Here is a 24437-nt window from a genome sequence, read left to right as displayed (position 1 = left end):
CAGTGCCCCCGCGGCGCGGCCTGACGGGCGCCCCAGGCGCCTGCGGGCCCCTCCCGGGCCCGGGAGGCCGGGGCGGGCCCGGGGCGCCGTCCGCGGCGGGCTGCGGTCCTCCAGGGGCCGCGGCGACCGGGGACGGGCCCGGCAGGCGGCACGGCGGCCCCGTCCGCGACGGTTCCGGGTCGGCCCAGCGCATGACCGCGCAGCGGCGATGTACTAGAGTTATCTCGACATCGAGATATCTGCCGAGGCGCACCGCTGCCGCCACAGGTAAGGCAATCCTAACTAAGTCTTGCCTTAGCGGATCGGCCAGGGGCCGAAGCGGCAGCATGCGGTGGTACGCGCAAAGTTACGAAGGAGACTGTCGTGTCGGCGAACAGCTTCGACGCCCGCAGCACCCTGCAAGTGGGCGACGAGTCGTACGAGATCTTCCGGCTGGACAAGGTCGAGGGCTCCGCGCGCCTCCCTTACAGCCTGAAGGTGCTGCTGGAGAACCTGCTCCGCACAGAGGACGGCGCGAACATCACCGCCGCCCACATCCGCGCGCTCGGCGGCTGGGACTCCCAGGCGCAGCCGAGCCAGGAGATCCAGTTCACGCCGGCCCGTGTGATCATGCAGGACTTCACGGGTGTGCCGTGCGTGGTCGACCTCGCCACCATGCGTGAGGCCGTCAAGGAACTGGGCGGCGACCCGTCCCGCATCAACCCGCTGGCGCCCGCCGAGCTGGTCATCGACCACTCCGTGATCGCCGACAAGTTCGGCACCCAGGACGCGTTCGCGCAGAACGTGGAGCTGGAGTACGGCCGGAACAAGGAGCGCTACCAGTTCCTGCGCTGGGGCCAGACCGCGTTCGACGAGTTCAAGGTCGTCCCGCCGGGCACCGGCATCGTCCACCAGGTGAACATCGAGCACCTGGCCCGCACGATCATGGTCCGGGGCGGCCAGGCCTACCCGGACACCCTGGTCGGCACCGACTCGCACACCACCATGGTCAACGGCCTCGGCGTGCTGGGCTGGGGCGTCGGCGGCATCGAGGCCGAGGCCGCGATGCTCGGCCAGCCGGTCTCCATGCTGATCCCGCGTGTCGTGGGCTTCAAGCTGACCGGCGAGCTGCCCACCGGCACCACCGCCACCGACCTGGTGCTGACCATCACCGAGATGCTGCGCAAGCACGGTGTCGTCGGCAAGTTCGTCGAGTTCTACGGCGAGGGCGTCTCCGCCACCTCGCTCGCCAACCGCGCCACGATCGGCAACATGTCGCCGGAGTTCGGCTCCACGGCGGCGATCTTCCCGATCGATGTGGAAACCATTAACTACCTGAAGCTGACCGGCCGTTCGGAGCAGCAGCTCGCCCTCGTCGAGGCGTACGCCAAGGAGCAGGGTCTGTGGCTGGACCCGGCCGCCGAGCCCGACTTCTCCGAGAAGCTGGAACTCGACCTCTCCACGGTCGTACCCTCCATCGCCGGCCCGAAGCGCCCGCAGGACCGCATCGTCCTGGCGAGCGCCGCCGAGCAGTTCAAGAGCGACGTCCGCAACTACGTGGACACCGCGGACGAGGCGGGCAAGGAGTCCTTCCCGGCCTCGGACGCCCCGGCCGCCGTCAACGGCGTGCCGTCCCGTCCGACCCTGGTCACGGCCCCTGACGGGTCCACGTACGAGATCGACCACGGCGCCGTCACCGTCGCCGCGATCACGTCCTGCACCAACACCTCGAACCCGTACGTCATGGTCGCCGCCGCCCTGGTGGCCAAGAAGGCGGTCGAGAAGGGCCTGAGCCGCAAGCCGTGGGTCAAGACCACGCTGGCCCCGGGCTCCAAGGTCGTCATGGACTACTACGACCGCGCAGGCCTCACCCCGTACCTCGACAAGATGGGCTTCAACCTCGTCGGTTACGGCTGCACCACCTGCATCGGCAACTCCGGCCCGCTGCCGGACGAGGTCTCCAAGGCCGTCAACGAGCACGACCTGGCGGTCACTTCGGTGCTCTCCGGCAACCGCAACTTCGAGGGCCGGATCAACCCGGACGTCAAGATGAACTACCTCGCGTCCCCGCCGCTGGTCGTCGCGTACGCCATCGCCGGCTCCATGAAGGTGGACATCACCAAGGACGCGATCGGCACGGACACCGAGGGCAAGCCGGTGTACCTGCAGGACATCTGGCCGTCCGAGCAGGAGGTCAACGAGGTCGTCGCCTCCGCGATCGGCCAGGACATGTTCAGCGCCTCCTACCAGGACGTGTTCGCCGGCGACGCCCAGTGGCAGTCGCTGCCGATCCCGACCGGCAACACCTTCGAGTGGGACCCGCAGTCGACCTACGTCCGCAAGCCCCCGTACTTCGAGGGCATGAAGCACGAGCCGGACCCGGTCACCGACATCGCCGGTGCCCGTGTGCTGGCCAAGCTGGGCGACTCGGTCACCACCGACCACATCTCCCCGGCCGGCGCGATCAAGGCCGACACCCCGGCGGGCAAGTACCTCACCGGGCACGGTGTGGAGCGCCGTGACTTCAACTCCTACGGCTCCCGCCGCGGCAACCACGAGGTCATGATCCGCGGCACCTTCGCCAACATCCGCCTGCGCAACCAGATCGCGCCGGGCACCGAGGGCGGCTACACCCGCGACTTCACCCAGGACGGCGGACCGGTCGCCTTCATCTACGACGCGTCGCAGAACTACCAGGCGGCCGGCACCCCGCTGGTCATCCTGGCGGGCAAGGAGTACGGCTCCGGCTCCTCCCGCGACTGGGCGGCCAAGGGCACCGCGCTGCTCGGCGTCAAGGCCGTCATCGCCGAGTCCTACGAGCGCATCCACCGCTCGAACCTGATCGGCATGGGCGTTCTGCCGTTGCAGTTCCCCGAGGGCGCCACGGCGGCCTCGCTGGGCCTGACCGGTGAGGAGACCTTCTCCTTCACCGGTGTCACCGAGCTCAACGAGGGCACCACGCCGCGCACCGTGAAGGTCAGCACCGACACCGGCGTGGAGTTCGACGCCGTGGTCCGGATCGACACCCCCGGCGAGGCGGACTACTACCGCAACGGCGGCATCATGCAGTACGTCCTGCGTTCGCTGATCCGTAAGTAAGGATCAAGGCGCGCGCAAGGCCACAGTGGGCCCGCATCCCGGCACGGGATGCGGGCCCACTCGCGTTACCGCGAGGTCTCAACTAGGGAAAGCTGTCTGCCAAACGCGCGTATGACCTTGCCCACGTCGCGGGAAGTGGACTATACCTGTGCCCGTCCAGGGGGCCCGCCAACACGGGCTCGCGCGGGGGGAACGGCGGGTGTGTGGCCCGTGCATGGAAACAACTCCGCACTGCCTGGGTCCTGGAGAAGGTGAGGACTTGAGCATGGGATCCGACGTCAACCGGCGTGATCTGATCAAGCGGGCAGCGGCTGTGAGCCTGCTGGCCGCCCCGTCCGCGGGACTGCTGAGCGCGTGCGCGTCCAGCGGTGGCGGCAGCAATGCCCCCGAGAAGGGGGAGAAGTCCAAGGACAACCCGTTCGGCGTGGCCAACGACGCCGCACTCGATGTCGTGATCTTCAAGGGCGGCTACGGCGACGACTACGCCAAGCAGTTCGAGAAGCTCTACCAGAAGAAGTTCTCCGGGGCGAAGGTCAGCCACCTGGGCACCCAGGAGATCACCGGCAAGCTCCAGCCCCGCTTCAACGCCGGCACCCCGCCGGACGTCGTGGACGACTCCGGCGCCGCGCAGATCAAGCTGGACGTCCTCTACAAGAGCGGCCAGCTCACCGACCTCACCCCGCTTCTCGACGCCGCGTACATCGACGACCCGAGCAAGAAGATCCGCGACGTCCTGCAGCCGGGCACCATCGAGACCGGCACCTTTGACGACGGCAAGATGTACCAGCTGTCCTACATCTACACCGTGTGGGGCCTGTGGTACTCCGGCAAGCTCTTCAAGGAGAAGGGCTGGACCGCGCCGAAGACCTGGGCCGACTTCATGTCGCTGTGCGCGGAGATCAAGAAGGCCGGGATCGCCCCCTTCTGCCACCAGGGCAAGTACCCGTACTACATCAACATCGTGGTCATGGACCTGATCGCCAAGCAGGGCGGTCCCGACCTGGTGAAGCGGATCGACAGCCTCGACCCGACCGTCTGGGACGAGCCGGCCGCCAAGGCGGCCGTCGAGGCCGTCTACCAGATCCCGGACAAGGGCTACCTGCTGCCGGGCACCAACGGCATGACCCACATCGAGTCGCAGACCGCCTGGAACGAGGGCAAGGCCGCCTTCATCCCGTGCGGTTCGTGGCTGGAGAACGAGCAGCTGAAGGCCACTCCCTCGGACTTCGAGATGACCTTTATGCCGATCCCCTCGCTCGACGGCGACAAGCTGCCCTTCGAGGCGATCCGGGCCGGTGCCGGTGAGCCCTTCATCGTCCCGAAGAAGGCCAAGAACCAGGCCGGCGGCCTGGAGTTCCTGCGGCTGATGCTCACCAAGGAGGGTTCCAGCAAGTTCGCCCAGACCGCGAACTCGCTGACCGTACTCAAGGACGGCGTCGGCTCCGACGTCGAGCTCCGCCCGGGCACCAAGTCCACCGTGACGGTGCTCACCGCGGCCGGCACCAATGTCTTCAACTACAACTACCCCAACACGCAGAGCGCCTTCGACACGGACGTGCAGAACGCCAGCGCCGAGCTGATGGCCAAGCGCATCAAGCCGGCCGACTGGCTCAAGCGGGTCAAGGCCGCGGCCGAGAAGGCCAAGAAGGGCTAACCGTCCACCAGCCCTTGCGCACCGGGGGCCCGGTCCCCCCTCATGGACGAGGGGGGACCGGGGCCCCGGTGCGATGGTCTATCCGATGGCAGGAGCAGTGCCATGCGATACCGCAAGTACCCCTTCATCGTGGGGTTTCTCTTCTTTCCGCTCGTCCTGTACATCGTCTTCGTGATCTGGCCGTACCTCCAGACCTTCGGCTATTCGCTGACGGACTGGTCGGGTCAGTCCCAGACGATGAACTTCGTCGGTCTGAAGAATTACAGCACGCTTTTCAGGGACCACGTGTTCCTGCAGGCGCTGCAGCATAATGTGCTGCTCCTGGTGTTCCTGCCGGTGATCACGATCCTGCTGGCGCTGTTCTTCGCCTTCATGCTCAATGTCGGCGGCCGCGGCGGCACGACCGGCGTCCAGGGAGTCCGCGGCTCCGCCTTCTACAAGGTGGTCTTTTTCTTCCCCCAGGTACTCTCGGTCGCCATTCTCATCGTGCTCTTCCAGGCGATCTACCGCAGTGACGGATCGGGCCTGCTGAACGGCGTGCTGCTCAAGCTGCACCTGGAGGACGCCCAGAATCCGATCGAGTGGCTGAACAGCCCGAACCTGGTGATGTGGTGCCTGCTGGGCGTGCAGATCTGGGCGGGTGTGGGCTTCTATCTGGTGCTCTTCTCCGCGGCGATGCAGTCCATTCCGAAGGACATCTACGAGGCCGCCCTGCTGGACGGCGCGGGACGTGTGCAGACCTTCTTCAAGGTGACGCTCCCGCTGCTGTGGGACAGCGTGCAGACCGCCTGGGTCTATCTCGCGATCGCCGCGATGGACTTCTTCGCGCTGGCCTCCACCCTCACCCCGGGATCGAATTTCGGCGGCGGCCCGGACTACCACGGTGAGGTCATGTCGACCTATCTGATGCGCAACTTCCTCACCTTCGGAAAGAGCGGCTACGCCTGTGCCATGGGCGTCGTCATCCTCTTCCTCACCTTGATCCTTTCCGCTATCGCGCTGCGGGCCACCCGCCGCGAACGCGTCGAATTCTGAGCGGGAGGCATCCCGATGGCCACTCCCATCAAGCAGCCCACGCCCGTCCCCCTCATGAACCCGCTGCCGGTGATCGACGGCAGGAGGCCGGACAGCTCGCGCTCCGCCGAGGGCGGTGCGACGCTCAACGTCTTCTCGCACGGCTTCCTCGTGCTGTGGGGCGTGATGATCCTGCTGCCGCTGGGCTGGATCGTCCTCGGTTCGTTCAAGAACAACGCGGAGATCGGCGCGAGTGCCTGGTCCTGGCCCTCGCACTGGTCCTTCGACGCCTTCTCCCGGGCCTGGGAGAAGGGCATCGGAGAGTTCTTCGTCAACACCGTGATCGTGCTGATCTTCTCGGTGCCGCTGACGATGCTGCTCGGCGCGATGACGGCCTACGTGCTGGCGCGCTACGAGTTCCCGGGCAACCGGGCCGTCTACTACCTGTTCGTCGGGGGCGCGATGTTCCCCGTGTACCTCGCCCTGGTGCCGTTGTTCTTCATGGTCAACAACCTGGGCATGCTCAACACCTACCAGGGCCTGATCCTGGTCTACATCGCGTACTCGCTGCCGTTCACGGTCTTCTTCATGCACTCGTTCTTCCGGACCCTGCCGACGGCGGTGCACGAGGCGGCGATGATCGACGGCTGCTCGCACAGCCGGGCGTTCTTCCAGGTCATGCTGCCCATGGCCAAGCCGGGCCTGATCAGCGTCGGGATCTTCAACGTCCTCGGCCAGTGGAACCAGTACATCCTGCCGATGACCCTCATGCAGCAGCAGAGCAGCAGCGACCCGGACCGCTCCATGCTCGCCCAGGGCCTGGTGAACCTCGCCCAGCAGCAGGGCTACTCCGGCGACTACCCGGCGCTGTTCGCCGGCATGACGGTCGCCATGCTGCCCGTGCTGGTGGTCTACCTCAGCTTCCAGCGCCAGGTCCAGGCCGGTCTGACCGCCGGCACCCTGAAGTAACCGGACCGGCACGCTACGCAGCCGACCCGCCCGAACCGGAAGCGGTCCCGTCACATTACGGGGCCGCTTCCGGAGTTTTGGGGCATTCCGATCGCTGTGTTGTTCTCCCCCTTGACGGGAAGTAGGCCCAAAGGCTCAAGTTAGAGTTCACATGTTGTAGACGACGGGGTCTCATCGGTGCGGTCCCGTCCGGTCGTCGGGAGTGGGATGGTCGTGGAGACTCCGGGGTCGCAGTCGTCGCTGCACCGGGCCAACCTGGAGCGAGTGGTCCGGGCCGTCCGCCTGGCGGGGTCGCTGACGCAGGCGGAGATCGCCCGGTCGACAGGTCTGTCCGCGGCAACGGTCTCCAACATCGTCCGTGAACTGAAGGAGAGCGGGACGGTCCAGGTCACGCCCACCTCCTCAAGCGGCAGGCGGGCCCGCGCGGTCACCCTGTCCGGCGATGCGGGCATCGTCGTCGGTGTCGACTTCGGGCACTCGCATCTGCGCGTCGCCGTCGGCAACCTCGCCCACCAGGTGCTGGCGGAGCAGTCCGAGCCCTTCGACGTGGACACCTCGGCGTCCGAGGGCTTCGACCGGGCGGAACAGTTGGTGACCCGGCTGATCGCGTCGACCGGCGTGGGCGCGGACAAGGTGATCGGGGTCGGCCTCGGCGTCCCCGGCCCGATCGACGTGGAGACCGGGACCCTGGGCTCCACCGCGATCCTGCCGGGCTGGGGCGGCCTCAACCCCCGCCAGGAACTGGCCGAGCGGCTGCGCATGCCCGTCCAGGTGGACAACGACGCCAATCTCGGCGCGCTGGGCGAACTGGTCTGGGGCAGCGGGCGCGGCGTCAAGGACCTGGCCTACATCAAGGTCGCCAGCGGTGTCGGCGCCGGCCTGGTGATGGACGGCCGGATCTACCGGGGCCCGGGGGGCACCGCGGGCGAGATAGGTCACATCACACTGGACGAGTCCGGCCCGGTCTGCCGCTGCGGCAACCGCGGCTGCCTGGAGACCTTCACCGCCGCCCGCTACGTGCTGGAGTTGCTGCGCGGCAGCCACGGACCGGACCTCACCCTGGCGCGGATGGTGCAACTGGCCCGCGAGGGTGACCCGGGCTGCCGCCGGGTCATCTGCGACGTGGGCCGGCACGTGGGCATGGGTGTCGCGAGTCTGGCCAACCTCCTCAACCCCAGCCGCGTCGTGCTGGGCGGCGACCTGGCCGAGGCCGGTGAGCTGGTCCTGGGGCCCATAAGGGAGTCTGTGGCGCGGTACGCGATCCCCAGTGCCGCCCGTCGCCTCTCCGTCGTCTCAGGGGCCCTTGGGGGCCGCGCCGAGGTGCTCGGGGCGCTGGCGCTGGCCCTCAGCGAGGTTGGCGACTCGTCCCTTTTGGACGCTTCTGCACCCCTCATTGTGGGCGTGTCCTGAGGATCACGCTGCGTTCATCTACATAACGAAACGCACCGTTGCCATCTCGTTAAGTATTAACTTCTTGACGCCAAGTCTGCGGCCGAGTTGACTCACGTCCACCTCGGCCGCAGTGTTGCGGCCCAGTCAGGGAGGCAACCCCACATGAACGCAATGATGCGGCGCGTCGTGATCGGCACCGCGGCTGTTTCGATGGCCCTTTCCGTGGCCGCCTGCGGCAAGGCCGGCGACGACAAGAAGGGCGACGCGAGCGGCAGCAGCAGCGCCGGCGGCGGCTCCAAGACCATCGGTCTGCTGCTCCCCGACAGCGTCACGGCGCGGTACGACAAGTTCGACCACCCGCTGTTCGAGGCGAAGGTCAAGGAGCTTTGCGCGGACTGCGACGTGCAGTACGCGAACGCCGCGGGCGACGCCGCCAAGCAGGCGCAGCAGGTGAGCACCATGATCACCAAGGGCGTCAAGGTCATCGTGATCAGCTCGCAGGACGCTGCGGCCATCAAGTCCTCCGTGCAGGCTGCCGTGGACAAGGGCATCAAGGTCGTCGCCTACGACCGTCTCGCCCAGGGTCCGGTCTCCGCCTACGTCTCGTTCGACAACGAGAAGGTCGGCGAGCAGCAGGGCCAGGCGCTGCTCGACGCGCTGGGCTCCAAGGCCACGCCGTCGGCCAACGTTGTCATGATCAACGGTGACGACGCCGACCCGAACGCCGCGCTGTTCAAGCAGGGCGCCCACAAGATCCTCGACGGCAAGGTCAAGATTGCCTACGAGCAGAGCGGTCTGTGGAAGGACACCGTCGCCAACCAGAAGGTGACGGCGGCCATCACGCAGCTCGGTGCCAAGAAGATCGCCGGCGTCTACGCCGCGAACGACGGCATGGCCGGCGGTATCGCCACCGCCCTCAAGGGCGCCGGCATCAGCGGCATCCCGCTGACCGGTCAGGACGCCGAGCTCGCGGGCATCCAGCGCATCGTCGCGGGCACGCAGTCCAGCACGGTCTACAAGCCGTTCAAGCCGGAGGCCGACGCCGCCGCCCAGCTCGCGGTCAACCTGCTCGAGGGCAAGGACATCGCCTCGCTCGCCACGACCACGCTGACCAGCGGCTCCGGCGACAAGGTCCCCTCGCAGCTCGTGCCTTCGGTCTCCGTGACCAAGGCGAACGTGAAGGACACGGTCATCAAGGACGGCCTCTGGAGCGCCTCCGACATCTGCACCGCCGAGTTCGCCAAGGCCTGCAAGGCTGCCGGCATCCAGTAAAACGGCAGGCCCTCCCAACGGAGGCCGCCGCACAGACCTGTCCGGTGCCCGCCCCGTCCACAGACCCCGCTGACGGGGCGGGCACCGGACAGACACTCTGTTGTCATCATGTAAGGCAGTGCAACTCGCACAAAACTCCGCGCTGTTGAAGCGCGGCATCCCCGCCGGTCAGGCGGCGAAGGAGATGGTTCACGTGTCCGCTACGCCCGTGCTGGCGTTGCGCGGAGCCTCCAAGCGATTCGGTGCGGTCCAAGCACTCACCGATGTCGACCTGGAGGTTCACGCCGGAGAGGTCGTCGCGCTCGTCGGCGACAACGGCGCAGGGAAGTCAACCCTGGTGAAGACGATCGCCGGTGTGCACCCCATCGATGAGGGCGTCATCGAGTGGGAAGGCAAGCCGGTCAGCATCAACCGGCCGCACGACGCCCAGGGTCTGGGCATCGCGACGGTCTACCAGGATCTCGCGCTCTGCGACAACCTGGACGTCGTCGCCAACCTCTACCTCGGCCGCGAGCTCAGGCGCGCCGGTGTGATCGACGAGGTCACGATGGAGAAGCGTTCGCGGGAGCTGCTCAGCACCCTGTCGATCCGCATCCCCAGCGTCCGCATCCCGATCGCGGCCCTGTCGGGTGGTCAGCGGCAGGTCGTCGCCATCGCCCGCGCGCTGATCGGTGACCCCAAGCTGGTGATCCTCGACGAGCCCACCGCCGCCCTCGGCGTGGAGCAGACGGCCCAGGTCCTCGACCTGGTCGAGCGGCTGCGCCAGCGCGGCCTCGCCGTCATCCTGATCAGCCACAACATGGTCGACGTCAAGGCCGTCGCCGACCGCGTCGCCGTGCTGCGTCTCGGCCGCAACAACGGCGTCTTCGACGTCAAGAGCACGTCCCAGGAAGAAATCATCTCCGCCATCACGGGTGCCACGGACAACGCCGTGACCCGCCGTCAGGCGCGGCGCACGGAGGTTGCGAAGTGAGCGACACGTCGAAGACCGTCAAGCCGGAGAACGAGACGGTGGCGTCGGTCGAGGACCCGTCCTCGGCGGCCGTGCCCGTCGTCGACCCGCGGCTTCTGGTCCGTGAGGAAGGCTTCAAGGGCTACCTCACGGAGTTCAAGCGCAAGGTGCGCGGCGGTGAACTGGGCTCGCTCCCGGTCATCATCGGCCTGATCATCATCTGGACCATCTTCCAGACGCAGTCCAGCCAGTTCCTCACCGCGGGCAACCTGGCCAACATCGGCTTCTTCCTGGCCGCGACCGGCATGCTGGCCATCGGCCTGGTCTTCGTGCTGCTGCTCGGCGAGATCGACCTGTCGGTGGGCTCGGTCAGCGGTCTGGCGTCGGCGCTGTTCGCCATCTTCGTGACCAAGCACGGGATGAACCCCTGGCTCGCCCTGGTCCTGACCATCCTGACCGGCGTCCTCATCGGTTCGCTGCACGGCTGGTTCTTCGCGAAGATCGGCGTTCCCGCCTTCGTCGTCACCCTCGCCGGCTTCCTCGGCTGGAACGGCCTGATGCTGCAGCTGCTCGGCGACAGCGGCAGCCTCTCCATCCCGGACAACGGCCCGCTGCACATCCTGGGCCAGCGTTCCTTCTTCATGGACCAGGACGTCGCCGGCGCCTACCTGCTCGCGGGCCTCGGTACTGTGGCCATGCTCGCGGGTTCGCTGATCGACCAGCGCCGCCGTCGCGCGGCCGAGGTCCCGTACCGGCCCTCCAGTGAGATCGCGCTGCGCGTCGGCGCCCTCGCCGTGGTGACCTTCGTCGCCGCGTACGTGCTGAACCAGGCGAGCGGTGTGCCCAACGCCCTGGTGGTCTTCCTGGCGGCCCTGGTCATCACCGACTTCGTGCTCCGCCGCACCTCCTACGGCCGCAAGGTCTTCGCGGTCGGCGGCGGCATCGAGGCGGCGCGTCGTGCGGGTATCAACGTCGCCCTGGTCCGTATCTCGGTCTTCGCGATCGCCGGCGGTTTCGCGGCGCTCGGCGGCATGTTCTTCGCCGCCCAGACCTTCACGGCGACGCTGGGCGCCGGTGGCGGCAACGTCCTGATGCTGGCCATCGCGGCCGCGGTCATCGGTGGCACCAGCCTCTTCGGCGGCCGCGGCACCGTCTGGTCCGCGCTGCTCGGCATGCTGGTCATCCAGTCCATCCAGACCGGTCTGGACCTGCTCAACATGAACACCGCACTGCAGTACATGATCACCGCGGCGGTCCTGCTCGCGGCTGTCGTCATCGACTCGGTGTCCCGCCGGAGCCAGAAGGCGGCCGGCCGCGGCTAGTCCGCACCACGCACCAGTGGCGTGACGTGCCCGGCGCAGGGAAGATCATTCCCAGCGCCGGGCACAGGTGTGTGCGAGGCCCGGAACCCGACCACATACACTCGGGAAACCCGGCAAGCGACATCAAGGAGGCACGGGTGGCGCTGCTGACCCGTATCAAGGGACCGCGCGACCTCGACCGGCTCGCTCCAGAGCAGCTGGTGGAGCTGGCAGGCGAGATCCGTACCTTCCTGGTCGACGAGGTCTCCAAGACCGGTGGGCATCTGGGCCCGAACCTGGGCGTGGTCGAACTGACCCTCGCCCTGCACCGGGTCTTCGACTCGCCCAAGGACAAGGTGCTCTGGGACACCGGTCACCAGAGCTATGTCCACAAGCTGCTCACGGGCCGTCAGGACTTCACCAAGCTCAAGAGCAAGGGCGGCCTGTCCGGCTACCCGTCGCGCGCCGAGTCCGAGCACGACGTCATCGAGAACAGCCACGCCTCCACGGTGCTCGGCTGGGCCGACGGCCTCGCCAAGGCGAACGAGCTTCTCGGCAAGCGCGACCACACGGTCGCCGTGATCGGTGACGGCGCGCTGACCGGTGGCATGGCCTGGGAGGCGCTGAACAACATCGCCGCCGCCAAGGACCGCCCGCTGGTCATCGTCGTCAACGACAACGAGCGCTCCTACGCGCCGACCATCGGCGGCATGGCCAACCACCTGGCCACGCTGCGCACCACCGACGGCTACGAGCGCTTCCTGAGCCGCACCAAGGAACTGCTCGAGCGCACGCCGGTCATCGGCCAGCCCCTCTACGAGACGCTGCACGGCGCCAAGAAGGGCTTCAAGGACTTCATCGCCCCCCAGGGCATGTTCGAGGACCTGGGCCTGAAGTACGTCGGCCCCATCGACGGCCACGACATCGCCGCCCTGGAGTCCGCTCTTCAGCGGGCCAAGCGCTTCGGCGGGCCGGTCATCGTGCACTGCCTCACGGAGAAGGGCCGCGGTTACACCCCGGCCCTGGAGGACGAGGCCGACCGCTTCCACGCCGTCGGCAAGATCCACCCCGACACCGGCCTGCCGATCGCCGCCTCGGGCGCCGACTGGACCTCCGTGTTCGGCGAGGAGATGGTCAAGCTCGGCAAGGAGCGCAAGGACATCGTCGCCATCACGGCCGCGATGCTCCAGCCGGTCGGCCTGGAGAAGTTCGCCAAGGCCTTCCCGGACCGCGTGTACGACGTGGGCATCGCCGAGCAGCACGCCGCGGTCTCGGCCGCGGGCCTGGCCACCGGTGGCCTGCACCCGGTCGTCGCGGTCTACGCGACGTTCCTCAACCGGGCCTTCGACCAGGTGCTGATGGACGTCGCGCTGCACAAGTGCGGGGTCACCTTCGTCCTGGACCGCGCGGGCATCACCGGCACCGACGGCGCCTCGCACAACGGCATGTGGGACCTGTCGCTCCTCCAGGTCGTGCCCGGCCTGCGGATCGCCGCCCCGCGCGACGCCGACCAGGTCCGCGCCCAGCTGCGCGAGGCCGTCGAGGTCGACGACGCCCCGACCGTGGTGCGCTACTCCAAGGGCGCGGTCGGACCGGCGGTCAAGGCCGTGGGCCGCGTCGGCGGCATGGACGTGCTGCGCGAGGCGACCCCCAGGACCGACGAGCCGGCGGGGGAGGCGGACGCGCCAGCGCACGACGTGCTGCTGGTCTCGGTCGGCGCGCTCGCCCCGATGTGCCTGGAGATCGCGGACCTCCTCGACGCCCAGGGCATCACCACCACCGTCGTCGACCCCCGCTGGGTCAAGCCGGTCGACGAGGCGCTGCCGGGCCTGGCCGCCCGCCACCGCGTCGTCGTGACCGTCGAGGACAACGGCCGTGCCGGCGGCGTCGGCTCCGCGGTCGCCCAGGCGCTGCGCGACGCCAACGTGGACGTTCCGCTGCGGGACTTCGGCATCCCCCAGCAGTTCCTGGACCACGCCAGCCGCAAGGAGGTCATGGCCGAGATCGGCCTGACCGCCCCGGACATCGCCCGCCAGGTGACCGGCCTGGTCTCCCGGCTGCAGGGCCGTTACGCCGACGAGCCCACTCCGCAGCCTGCCGGCGACTGACGGACCGCCGGCCGATGGGCCGGGCGACCATCCTTACGGGTGATCGCCCGGCCCATCTGCGCGGGTGTAGGCGCGCCTGTTCCGGTCACAAGCATCCCCGGGTGTTGTGATGCAGGAACAACCGTGGAGGTGCGCCGGTGGCTCTGGGCGATAACGATGACAAGACGGCCGGAAAGCGGCAGAACAGTTTCTTCCGGACGAAATCGGTCGAACAGTCCCTCAAGGACACGAAGGAACCCGAGCACACCCTCAAGAAGTCGCTTTCCGCCCTCGACCTCACGGTCTTCGGCGTGGGTGTCGTCATCGGCACCGGCATCTTCGTGCTCACCGGCAAGGTGGCCCGGGACAACGCGGGCCCCTCGGTGGCGCTCGCCTTCGTCGTCTCGGGCATCGTGTGCGCCCTCGCGGCCCTGTGCTACGCGGAGTTCGCCTCCACCGTGCCGGTCGCCGGATCCGCGTACACCTTCTCCTTCGCCACCCTCGGTGAACTGCCCGCCTGGATCATCGGGTGGGACCTCGTGCTGGAACTCGCGCTGGGATGCGCGGTGGTGGCGGTCGGCTGGTCCGGCTACATCCGCTCGTTGATGGACAACTGGGGCTGGCAGCTGCCGACCGCCCTGTCCGGCAGTACGGAAACCGCGTTCCATTTCGACCTGCTGGCCTTCGCGCTGGTCCTCGTGCTGACCGGCATCCTGGTGGCCGGCATGAAGCTGTCGGCCCGCGTGACCTCCGTGATCGTGGCCGTCAAGGTCGCCGTGGTGCTCGTCGTGATCATCGTGGGCGCGTTCTTCATCAACGCCGACAACTACAAGCCGTTCGTCCCGCCCGCCAAGGTGGTGACCGGCACGGAGGCCGGTCTCGGGGCGCCCCTCATCCAGTTGATGACCGGGTACCAGCCGGCGCAGTTCGGCGTCATGGGCATCTTCACCGCCGCCGCGGTGGTCTTCTTCGCCTACATCGGCTTCGACATCGTCGCCACGGCAGCCGAGGAGACCCGCAACCCCCAGCGGGACGTGCCGCGCGGCATCCTCGGGTCGCTGCTCATCTGCACGGTCCTGTACGTCGCGGTCTCCATCGTTGTCACGGGCATGCAGAAGTACACCGAACTGTCCCTGGACGCCCCGCTCGCCGACGCGTTCAAGGCGGTCGGCCACCCCTTCTGGGCCGGGCTGATCAGCTTCGGCGCCGCGGTCGGCCTGACGACCGTGTGCATGATCCTGCTGCTCGGCCAGAGCCGGGTGTTCTTCGCGATGAGCCGCGACGGCCTGCTGCCGCGCTTCTTCTCCCGCGTGCACCCCAAAGCCGGCACGCCGTACCGCTCGATCCTGCTGCTCGGCGCCGTCGTCGCGGTCGTCGCCGGGTTCACGAGCATCTCGGAGCTGGCCGAGCTGGTGAACATCGGCACGCTCTTCGCGTTCATCGTCGTCGCCATCGGTGTGGTCGTGCTGCGCCGCACACGCCCCGACCTGCCGCGGTCCTTCCGCACCCCGCTGGTGCCGTGGCTGCCGGCGGTGTCGGTGCTGGCGACCTTCTGGCTGATGCTCAACCTGCCCGCCGAGACCTGGCTGCGGTTCGCGATCTGGATGGCGGTGGGCTTCGTCGTGTACTTCGCCTACGGACACCGGCACAGCCGGCTGCGCGTGCCGCAGCCGGACCGCCGAGGGGCGAGCTGAGGCGGGCCGGGGGCGCCGGCCGGGTTGGGGTAGCTTGGGGCGCGTGCCCAGCCGTCCCCGGAACGCCCGACCCACCGCGCCGGCACGGGCCTTCCCGGGCGACAGGTTCTGGCTGCCGCTCCTCCCGCTGCTGACGGTCCTGGCCGCCCTGGTGCACCTGCCGTCCTTCCTGCGCCCGGTCTGGAACCCCGACGAGGGCTTCCTCGCCACGCAGGCCCGGATGCTGGCCGCCGGCGGCGTCCTGTACGACACCGTCGTCGACCGCAAGCCCCCCTTGCTGCCGTGGCTCTACCAGGGCGCCTTCGCGGTCTTCGGCGACGACTCGCTGTGGCCCCTGCGCTGCGCCGCCGTCGCCGCTCACGTCGTGACGGCCGGGCTGCTCGCCGCACTGGCCCGTCGCCGCTGGGGCGACCGGTGGGCCGCGGCGGCCGGCGCGGCTTATGTGCTGCTCTCCGTCGGTCTCGCGCCCGAGGACACCCAGGCGGCCAGCTTCGAGGTCTTCACGCTGCCGTGGACCGCCGCGGCCGTGCTGCTGGCCGACCGGCGGCGGTGGGGCCTCGCGGGGCTCGCGGTCGCCGGGGCGGCCCTCACCAAGCAGACCGGGGCCGTGGTGCTGCTGCCGGTCGCATGGTCGCTCTGGCGGGCCGGGCGGGGGGCCGACGCGTCCTCGGGCCGGAGGCTGCGCACGCTGACGCCGTCCTGGGCCGCGGGGCGCGGCGACGGCATGATGCTGCGCGCGGCGGGCGGCTCCGGCGTCCTGCCGCGCCAGGGCCGCGGGGCCGCCGCGGGCGGCACCCCCGGCACGTACGCCGCCGGTGCGGGCGGCGCCTGGGGGCGCCTGCTGGCGGGATGCGTGCTGCCCGTCGCGGTGGTCGCGGCGGCGACCGGCATGCGGCACTTCGTCTTCTGGACGCTCACCGGCTCGAGCACCTACATGTCACCGCAGGGCGCGTGGCTCCTGGGCGCGGGGCGCGGGCTCGGCAACGCCGCGATCCTGCTGGCCGCCGGCGCCGGTCTGCTGGTGCCCGCGCTGTGGTGGGCACTGCGGCGGCGGCCCTTCGCCGACGCGGACCTGTGGGTCTGGCTGGCCGGCGCGGTCTGCGCGGTCGTCGCGGGCTTCCAGTTCTACGGCCACTACTACCTGCAGCTGCTGCCCCCGCTGGTGCTCGTCGGCATCGCCGCGGTGCGGCGGCTGCCCTCGCGGGGCCCGGCCCGTCGTCTCGCCGCGGCCTGGACGCTGCTGGCGGCGGCCGTCTTCACCGCCTGGGGACTTGTCGCGCCGCGCGCCGAACTGGATCACGCCCAAGCGGTCGCCGCGGCGGTCCGGGCCCGCAGCGGCCCGCAGGACACCGTCCTGCTGTGGGGCATGCACCCGGAGCAGTACTGGCTCGCCGACCGCGCCCCCGCCGGCCGCTATCTCACCGCGGGCTTCCTCACCAACTTCAGCGGCGGCCGCGGCGGCGCCCGGGTCGGCGCCCGCTACGCCGTCCCCGGCGCGTGGGACGTGCTGCGCGAGGAATTCGGCTCGGCACCCCCCGCCCTGGTCGTCGACGACTCGCGCGGTGCCCCGTACGGGGCGGCCGCCGTCCCCGCGTTCCGCGACCTCCTCGCGCGGGGCGGCTACGCCCGGGTGGGGACGGTGGACGGTGCGGTGCTCTACGCGCCCCGCGGCCGCGGCTAGGGCCGTGACCGGAAGGCGCCCCGGCTGACGCCGTCCTGGGCCGCGGGGCGCGTGGCAGGGGGAGGGGCTGCCGAAGCACGCCCTATGGGCGCACCGCTCGCGGTCCCGCCACGGCGGCGTCGTGCGGGGTGACGCGCTCGCGCAGGTCGCGGTCGGCGGTCACGACGAGGCAGGGCCGGTCCGGCGGCCGGCGGTCCGTGACGAGCTCGACGATCCGGTCGTCGCCGACGCCAGGGGCGGCCTCGACCCGGACCCCCGGCACCGTGGCCACGTCGCGAGCCGCGCCCTCCACCACGAGCAGCAGCTCCAGCGGCGGCCTGCGGGCCCACTCCGGCACGTCCGGCCGCTCCGGGAGTCCTGTCGCGGCGAGGGGGGCGAGTGCGTCCCGCAGCCGCTCGGTCGCCCCCCGCCGGTCGCGCCACCAGCCGTCGGGCACCGAGCCCACGACGTTGGCGGCGTCGACGACGACCAAGGGGACGGCAATGGCGTTCACACCCACCAGCCTGGCACAGCGGCCCGGGGGCGGCCCCTCCTTCCGCCGGGACGGCCCCCCGCCCTCATCCGGGCACCGGGACCGGTGGTAGAAAGACCCGGTGAAGCAGACGAAGTCCAAGCGCTTGCGGTCGTACGCCGGGACCGTGGTCGTCCTGGCCGTGGTGTTCGGCGGGTCGGCCGTCATCGGCGCGCATGTGCGTTCCGAGAAGGAGCACTCGGCGAAGGCGCCGACCGGTGCCGGTGGTCAGGACAGCCTGAACGTGCCGGTGCGGCCGAACGTGCTGCCGGTGACGCTGACGGTGTACGAGGACCTGCGTGCCCCGGAGTCCAAGGCGTTCGCAGCCGAGTACGCGGACACGTTCAGGCAGCTGCTGGCCGCGGGACAGGTCCAGATCGACTACCGCCTGGTGACGCCCTCCGACGCCGCGAACGGCGGCGAGGGCTCGCTGGTCGCTGCCAACGCGGCCGCCTGCGCCCAGGACCAGGGCCATTTCACGCAGTTCGTGGACGCGCTGTGGGCCGTGCAGCCCGCCGACGTCCAGGACGACGCCCTTGACAGCGAGAAGCTGATCAAGGAGGTCTCGAGGAAGGTCGGCAAGATCGACGAGGGCAAGTTCGTGCCCTGCGTCGAGGAACGCGACCACGACGGCTGGGTGAAGAAGTCCCAGCAGCAGTTCACCGAGGCCGGGTTCACCATGGCGCCGGTCGTGCAGGTCAACGGTGAGACCGTCACCGCCCCGACGGGAGGCGTGGACGGGCTGACGCCGTCCCGTCTGCGCGGCATGGTGAAGAAGGCCGTGGCTCTGGCGGTCCGTCAGGCCGTGAGCCCCAGCCCGAGTTCGTCGGCGAGCCCCACGGACGGCGCCACTGCCGGCACCCCGTCGGACACCGCCACGAGCACCGCGGGCACCGCGGACGGCGGGACCGATCCGTCCGCTACCACCAGCGAGAGCGTCACTCCGGTCGGCTGATCGCGCGCACTCTCGCCCTATTTCGCAGCTTTTCCTATGAAATGGGGTAAGGGGGGCATGTGGCATCCGATTCAGAGGAGTGGTGCGCATGTCCCCGCCGGTGTTCGTCGACGTCGAGCCGCGGCCCGGCTGCGGGTGCGAGGACTGCGCCCGCACACGGTTGATCCGGGCGACGGCGCGCAGGTCAGGAACGTCTCCGGGGTGGCGTGCGGCACCCGCGGCGGTGGCCGTGGTGGCCGCCGCGGGCGCGGTCGCCGCGATCCCCGGCGTCACCGTCGCGGCCCCGGCGCCCGGGAACCGTGCCCAGGCCGGCCCCGAACTCGCCGCGGCACCCATGCGCCTGTCGGCCAGTGAGATCCTGGACCGGGCACGGACCTGGGTGGACGCCGAGGTCCCGTACCGGATGAACGAGTACTGGAGCGACGGCTACCGGCAGGACTGCTCCGGTTTCGTCTCCATGGCCTGGGGCCTGAACCGCAGTGAGTGGACCGGCAGTCTGCCCCGCTTCGCCTACCGCATCGGCGTCGACGACCTCGAGCCGGGCGACATCCTGCTCTACCAGAGCCGCAGGAGTCCCCACGGAGGCTCGCACGTCAGGATCTTCGCCGGCTGGGCGGACGAGGAGCACACCGCCTACAACGCCTACGAGCAGGCCCCGCCGCACACCCAGATGTCCGAGATCCCGCTGCCGCCGGACTCCGGCTACCGTCCCTACCGCTACAAGTACCTGAGCGAGGACGGCGACTCCGGTGACGACCTGTTCGACGGCTTCCCCGGGAGCTTGTCGTTCGGCGCCGGGACCTCGAATGCCAACGTCACCCGGCTCGGCCGGATGCTGCGGACGCGCGGCGGCGGCCCGTACTACCGCTCCGGGCCCGGGCCCCGCTGGGGCGCGGCGGACCAGCGCGCCACCCGTGCCTTCCAGCGGGCACAGGGCTGGAAGGGGGGAGCCGCCAACGGCATCCCCGGACCGGCGACATGGCGCTACCTCGTCGACGGCCGGGGGGCCGACATCGGGCGGGGAGCACCGGACCCCACGGCCCCCGGCAGCACGGCTCCGGTACCTGACGCGGCCGCCGTGCCGTCGCAGGGCCCCGCCGGCACGGCGGCAGGCCCCGCTCCCACCGCCTATCCAGGACCCGGGAGCTTCCGCCCCGGCCAGTCCGGTCCCCATGTCCTCCTGCTGGGCCGGCAACTGGTGGCCAAGGGCTTCGGGACGTACTACCGGTCCGGTCCCGGCCCCACCTGGGGCGAGGCCGACCGGCGCGCCGTCGAGGCGTTCCAGCACGCACAGGGCTGGTCCGGCCGCGAGGCCGACGGTCACCCCGGACCCGAGACCTGGAGGCGACTGTTCTCGTGACCACCACCGACACGACGCCGTTCCCCGCCGCGAAGCCTGCGGGGCCGCTGATCCCCGCGCCGTCCCCCACTCCCCAGCTCTCCCCGGCGGGATTCCCGCCGCCCAGCGCGGACTCCGACATCACGGAGCGCCCGGGACGCTGCCTGCCGGGCACTCCGGCGCTGGCCGTCGCCATCGCCGCGGCGCTTGCGGCGGTGGTCGTCCCGCTGCGCTACGGCGGCGACCCGCACTCGCTGGGGTACCTGACCACCGTCCTCCTGGCGGCCCTCGCCGCCTTCGCCGCGCTGGGACTGGCGCGGGGCCGCCCCGGCTCCGTCTGGGTGCTCACCCGGCACGGCGCCTATCGCGGCACCGTACGGCGCACCGGGCTGCTGTGGATCAACCCGCTGCTGCCGCGGCGACGGGTGCACATCACGGTCCGGCACTGGCGCGGCAGCCCCGTCGAGGCCACCGACGCGGCCGGCACGCCGGTGCTCGTCACCGTCCTGCTGGTGTGGCGGGTCCGTGACACCGCCCGCGCCTGCTTCGCCGTCGAGGAGCATGTGCGCTTCCTGCGCGAGCAGACCGAGGCCGCCGTCACCCGCTGCGCGTCCCGGCTCCCGGCCGACGACTTCCGCGGCTCCGGCCCCACCCTCCGCGACGTCGACATCCTCGCCGAGGAACTCACCCGCGTGCTCGCGCGCGACCTGCGTCCGGCGGGCGTCGAGGTCTTCTCCGCCCAGCCCGTGCGCGTCGTGTACGCGCCCTCCGTCGCGCCCGCCATGGAGCGGGCCCGGCTGGCGGCCCTGGACGCCCGGCACCGCCGCGCCGTCCTGGACGACGTGCTCACGGCCGTCGACGACACGGTGCGCGGCCTCAGCGAGCGTGGCCTGGTCGAGCTCGACGACTACGAACGCAGGGCGCTCGTCAGGGATCTGACGGTCGCCTTCGCGAAGTAGCGAGATCGGCCGACAGCCGGAACGACGAAGGGCCGCCCGGGCACGAAGCCCGGGCGGCCCTTCGTCGTACTGCGGTGTTACGCCGGGACGCCGGCGACGCCCGGGGCGAGGAACGGCTTGCCGTTCACCCGCTCGGAGACGCCCTCACGGTCCAGGTACGGGGTGATCCCGCCCAGGTGGAAGGGCCAGCCGGCACCGGTGATCAGGCACAGGTCGATGTCCTGCGCCTCGGCGACGACGCCCTCGTCCAGCATGATGCCGATCTCCTGCGCGACGGCGTCCAGGACGCGGGCGCGCACCTGGCCCTCCGTCAGCACGGTGTCGCCCTGCACCAGGAGCGCGGCGACCTCGGGGTCCAGCTCCGGCTTGAAGCCGTTCTCGGCGGAGTAGACGTAGAAGCCGCGCTTGCCCGCCTCGACGACGGCGGCGAGGTTCGAGGAGACGGTGAAGCGGTCAGGGAAGGCGCGGTGGAGCGTCTGCGAGACGTGCAGACCGATCGCCGGGCCGACCAGTTCGAGCAGCACCAGCGGGGACATCGGCAGACCGAGCGGCTCGATGGCCTTCTCCGCGGTCGCGACCGGGGTGCCCTCGTCGATGACGTTCTGGATCTCGCCCATGAAGCGGGTCAGGATGCGGTTGACGACGAACGCCGGGGCGTCCTTGGCCAGGACCGCGGTCTTCTTCAGCTTCTTCGCCACGGCGAACGCGGTGGCCAGCGACGCGTCGTCGGTCTGCTCGCCGCGCACGATCTCCAGCAGCGGCAGCACCGCGACCGGGTTGAAGAAGTGGAAGCCGACGACCCGCTCCGGGTGCTCCAGCTTGGAGGCCATCTCGCTCACCGACAGCGAGGAGGTGTTGGTGGCCAGGATGGTCTCCGGCTTCACCACCGCCTCGACCTCGGCGAACACCTGCTGCTTGACGCCGATCTCCTCGAAGACCGCCTCGATGACGAAGTCCGCGTCGCCGAAGGCGGCGGCCTTGTCGAGCGAACCGGAGACCAGGCCCTTGAGACGGTTGGCCTTGTCCTGGTTGACGCGGCCCTTGAGCAGCAGCTTGTCGATCTCGCCGTGGACGTAGCCGACACCCTTGTCCACGCGCTCCTGGTCGATGTCGGTGAGGACCACCGGCACCTCCAGGCGGCGCGCGAAGAGCAGCGCCAGCTGAGAGGCCATCAGGCCGGCGCCGACGACGCCCACCTTGGTGACCGGGCGCGCCAGGTTCTTGTCCGGGGCGCCGGCCGGGCGCTTGGCGCGCTTCTGCACCAGGTTGAAGGCGTAGATACCGGAGCGCAGTTCGCCGCCCATGATGAGGTCCGCAAGGGCCTCGTCCTCGGCGTCGAAGCCGGCGGCCAGATCGCCGTTCTTGGCGGCGGCGATGATGTCCAGCGCGCGGTACGCGGCCGGAGCGGCGCCGTGCACCTTGGAGTCGGCGAAGGCACGGCCCTTGGCGACGGCCTCGTCCCACGCCGCTCCGCGGTCCACCTCGGGGCGGATGACCTGGATCTCGCCCTTGAGGACGGCGGAGGTCCAGGCGAGCGACTGCTCCAGGAAGTCCGCGCCCTCGAACAGCGCGTCGGCGATGCCGAGGTCGTAGACCTGTCCGCCCTTGAGCTGCTTGTTCTGGTTGAGCGAGTTCTCGATGATGACGCTCACCGCGCGCTCGGCGCCGATGAGGTTCGGCAGCAGCGCGCAGCCGCCCCATCCCGGGACCAGGCCCAGGAAGACCTCGGGGAGGGAGAACGCCGGGACGGAAGCGGAGACCGTGCGGTACGAGCAGTGCAGGCCGATCTCGACACCGCCGCCCATGGCCGCGCCGTTGTAGTACGCGAACGTCGGCACCGCGAGGCCCTGAAGGCGGCGGAAGACGTCGTGGCCGCCCTTGCCGATGGCCAGCGCGTCCTCGTGGCGCCCCAGGAGCTCGACGCCCTTGAGGTCGGCGCCCACCGCGAAGATGAACGGCTTGCCGGTGACACCGACGCCGATGATCCCGCCGTCCGCGGCCTCCTTCTCGACCTGGTCGAGAGCGGCGCTCAGGTTCGCCAGCGACTGCGGGCCGAAGGTGGTCGGCTTGGTGTGGTCCAGGCCGTTGTCCAGGGTGATGAGCGCGAAACGCCCGGCGTCCTGGGGGAGGTCGAGGTGGCGCACGTGCGCCTGCGTCACGACCTCGTCGGGGAACAGCTCGGCCGCTCCCTTGAGAAGCTCGGCGGTGGTGGTCACTTGCTGCCTCCGTCGAAGTGCGGGTTCTCCCAGATCACGGTGCCGCCCATGCCGAAACCGACGCACATGGTGGTCAGGCCGTAGCGGACGTGCGGCTGCTCCTCGAACTGGCGGGCCAGCTGCGTCATCAGACGGACGCCGGAGGAGGCGAGCGGGTGGCCGAACGCGATGGCGCCGCCGTACTGGTTGACGCGCGTGTCGTCGTCGGCGATGCCGTAGTGGTCGAGGAACGACAGCACCTGCACGGCGAACGCCTCGTTGACCTCGAACAGGCCGATGTCGGCGATCGACAGGCCCGCCTTGGCGAGCGCCTTCTCCGTCGCCGGGACCGGACCGATGCCCATGACCTCGGGCTCGACGCCCACGAAGGCGTACGAGACCAGGCGCATCTTCACCGGGAGGCCCAGCTCCTGGGCGACGTCCTCGGCGGCGATCAGGGAGGCGGTGGCACCGTCGTTGAGGCCGGCCGAGTTGCCCGCGGTCACGTTGCCGTGGGCGCGGAACGGGGTCTTCAGGCCCGCCAGGTTCTCCAGCGTGGTGCCCGGGCGCATCGGCTCGTCGGTCGTGGCCAGGCCCCAGCCGGTCTCGCCGGCCGCGGGGCTGGTGCGGCGCACCGACACCGGCACCAGGTCCTGCTGGATCCTGCCGTTCGCGTACGCCTTCGCGGCCTTCTCCTGGCTGCGGACCGCGTACTCGTCGGCGCGCTGCCTGGTCAGGTGCGGGAAGCGGTCGTGCAGGTTCTCCGCCGTCATCCCCATGAAGAGGGCGGAGTCGTCGACCAGCTTCTCCGACACGAAGCGCGGGTTGGGGTCCACGCCCTCGCCCATCGGGTGCCGGCCCATGTGCTCCACGCCGCCTGCGACCGCCACGTCGTACGCGCCGAAGGCGACACCGCCGGCGACGCTGGTCACCGCGGTCATCGCGCCCGCGCACATGCGGTCGATCGAGAAGCCGGGCACCGACTTGGGCAGGCCGGCCAGGATCGCGGCCGTACGGCCCAGGGTCAGGCCCTGGTCGCCGATCTGGGTGGTCGCGGCGATCGCGACCTCGTCGATCCGCTCCGGGGCGAGTGCGGGATTGCGCCGCAGCAGCTCCCGGATGGACTTGATCACCAGGTCGTCGGCACGGGTCTCGTGGTAGATGCCCTTCGGGCCCGCCTTGCCGAACGGGGTGCGGACGCCGTCGACGAAGACGACGTCCCTAGCGGTACGAGGCACGTTGGCTCTCCTCAGGATGCGGGTTCGCTTGCCGCGGGCAGAAGACGGCGGCTCCGGGCTCCATGCTACTCATCGGTAACCGATGTGCCCAGTGCGGGTGTGTGGGGTCACACCTCGTGTCTTCCCCGGTTCCCCCCCGGCCCTCC

At 70.1% G+C, this 24437-nt stretch carries 17 protein-coding genes; 14 read left to right on the top strand and 3 right to left on the bottom strand.

Annotated features, from left to right (window positions below; all coding sequences use genetic code 11):
* Positions 1–363 precede the first annotated feature (363 nt).
* From acnA to RV983_RS09855, 11 genes are all read left to right on the top strand, one after another.
* Positions 364–3078, top strand: a complete 2715-nt coding sequence (gene acnA, locus RV983_RS09905; protein WP_475985426.1) for an aconitate hydratase AcnA — start codon at positions 364–366, stop codon at positions 3076–3078.
* A 265-nt stretch (positions 3079–3343) separates the two neighbouring features.
* Positions 3344–4732 (top strand): N-acetylglucosamine/diacetylchitobiose ABC transporter substrate-binding protein, encoded by a 1389-nt coding sequence (gene ngcE, locus RV983_RS09900; protein ID WP_475990272.1) that lies wholly within the window; start codon positions 3344–3346, stop codon positions 4730–4732.
* Positions 4733–4834: 102 nt separating this feature from the next.
* Positions 4835–5767: a carbohydrate ABC transporter permease gene (locus tag RV983_RS09895; RefSeq protein WP_475985425.1), complete on the top strand. Its 933-nt coding sequence runs from the start codon at positions 4835–4837 to the stop codon at positions 5765–5767.
* A gap of 15 nt (positions 5768–5782) precedes the next feature.
* The gene (locus RV983_RS09890; RefSeq protein ID WP_475985424.1) at positions 5783–6715 is read left to right on the top strand and encodes a carbohydrate ABC transporter permease; all 933 of its coding nucleotides are present in this window, start codon (positions 5783–5785) and stop codon (positions 6713–6715) included.
* Positions 6716–6928: 213 nt separating this feature from the next.
* A complete protein-coding gene (locus RV983_RS09885; protein WP_475985423.1) occupies positions 6929–8125 on the top strand; it encodes an ROK family transcriptional regulator in 1197 nt (398 codons plus the stop codon).
* A gap of 144 nt (positions 8126–8269) precedes the next feature.
* A complete protein-coding gene (locus RV983_RS09880) occupies positions 8270–9379 on the top strand; it encodes a sugar ABC transporter substrate-binding protein (protein ID WP_475985422.1) in 1110 nt (369 codons plus the stop codon).
* Between the two features lie 184 nt (positions 9380–9563).
* Positions 9564–10352 (top strand): ATP-binding cassette domain-containing protein, encoded by a 789-nt coding sequence (locus tag RV983_RS09875; RefSeq protein ID WP_319659029.1) that lies wholly within the window; start codon positions 9564–9566, stop codon positions 10350–10352.
* Entirely contained in the window at positions 10349–11653 is a 1305-nt protein-coding gene (locus RV983_RS09870) for a sugar ABC transporter permease (RefSeq protein WP_475985421.1), read from the top strand. Before RV983_RS09875 ends, RV983_RS09870 begins: the two co-directional genes overlap by 4 nt.
* A gap of 137 nt (positions 11654–11790) precedes the next feature.
* A complete protein-coding gene (gene dxs, locus RV983_RS09865) occupies positions 11791–13740 on the top strand; it encodes a 1-deoxy-D-xylulose-5-phosphate synthase (protein ID WP_475985420.1) in 1950 nt (649 codons plus the stop codon).
* Positions 13741–13877: 137 nt separating this feature from the next.
* Positions 13878–15413, top strand: a complete 1536-nt coding sequence (locus RV983_RS09860; protein WP_475985419.1) for an amino acid permease — start codon at positions 13878–13880, stop codon at positions 15411–15413.
* A 43-nt stretch (positions 15414–15456) separates the two neighbouring features.
* Positions 15457–17094 (top strand): glycosyltransferase family 39 protein, encoded by a 1638-nt coding sequence (locus RV983_RS09855; RefSeq protein ID WP_475985418.1) that lies wholly within the window; start codon positions 15457–15459, stop codon positions 17092–17094.
* Between the two features lie 82 nt (positions 17095–17176).
* Here the strand turns inward: RV983_RS09855 and RV983_RS09850 are convergent, their stop codons facing one another.
* The gene (locus RV983_RS09850) at positions 17177–17587 is read right to left on the bottom strand and encodes an NTP pyrophosphohydrolase (protein WP_475985417.1); all 411 of its coding nucleotides are present in this window, start codon (positions 17585–17587) and stop codon (positions 17177–17179) included.
* A 100-nt stretch (positions 17588–17687) separates the two neighbouring features.
* Here RV983_RS09850 and RV983_RS09845 point away from each other — a divergent pair, with 100 nt between their 5' ends.
* The 3 genes from RV983_RS09845 to RV983_RS09835 all read left to right on the top strand — a co-directional run bounded on the left by RV983_RS09845 (position 17688) and on the right by RV983_RS09835 (position 20858).
* Positions 17688–18560, top strand: coding sequence for a DsbA family protein (locus RV983_RS09845; RefSeq protein WP_475985416.1), 873 nt, complete (start codon positions 17688–17690; stop codon positions 18558–18560).
* An 88-nt stretch (positions 18561–18648) separates the two neighbouring features.
* Positions 18649–19920 (top strand): peptidoglycan-binding protein, encoded by a 1272-nt coding sequence (locus RV983_RS09840; protein ID WP_475985415.1) that lies wholly within the window; start codon positions 18649–18651, stop codon positions 19918–19920.
* Positions 19917–20858, top strand: coding sequence for an SPFH domain-containing protein (locus RV983_RS09835; RefSeq protein ID WP_475985414.1), 942 nt, complete (start codon positions 19917–19919; stop codon positions 20856–20858). The genes RV983_RS09840 and RV983_RS09835 overlap by 4 nt, the downstream gene beginning before the upstream one ends.
* A gap of 77 nt (positions 20859–20935) precedes the next feature.
* On the opposite strand, the gene RV983_RS09830 is transcribed toward RV983_RS09835, so the two are convergent.
* Positions 20936–23074 (bottom strand): 3-hydroxyacyl-CoA dehydrogenase NAD-binding domain-containing protein, encoded by a 2139-nt coding sequence (locus RV983_RS09830; protein WP_475985413.1) that lies wholly within the window; start codon positions 23072–23074, stop codon positions 20936–20938.
* Positions 23071–24291 (bottom strand): thiolase family protein, encoded by a 1221-nt coding sequence (locus RV983_RS09825; protein WP_475985412.1) that lies wholly within the window; start codon positions 24289–24291, stop codon positions 23071–23073. Before RV983_RS09825 ends, RV983_RS09830 begins: the two co-directional genes overlap by 4 nt.
* Positions 24292–24437 lie beyond the last annotated feature (146 nt).

It is taken from the genome of Streptomyces sp. RLA123 (genome assembly GCF_056270165.1).
Note: the sequence above shows the minus strand (reverse complement) of the source record. Positions and strands in the feature narration are given on the sequence as shown.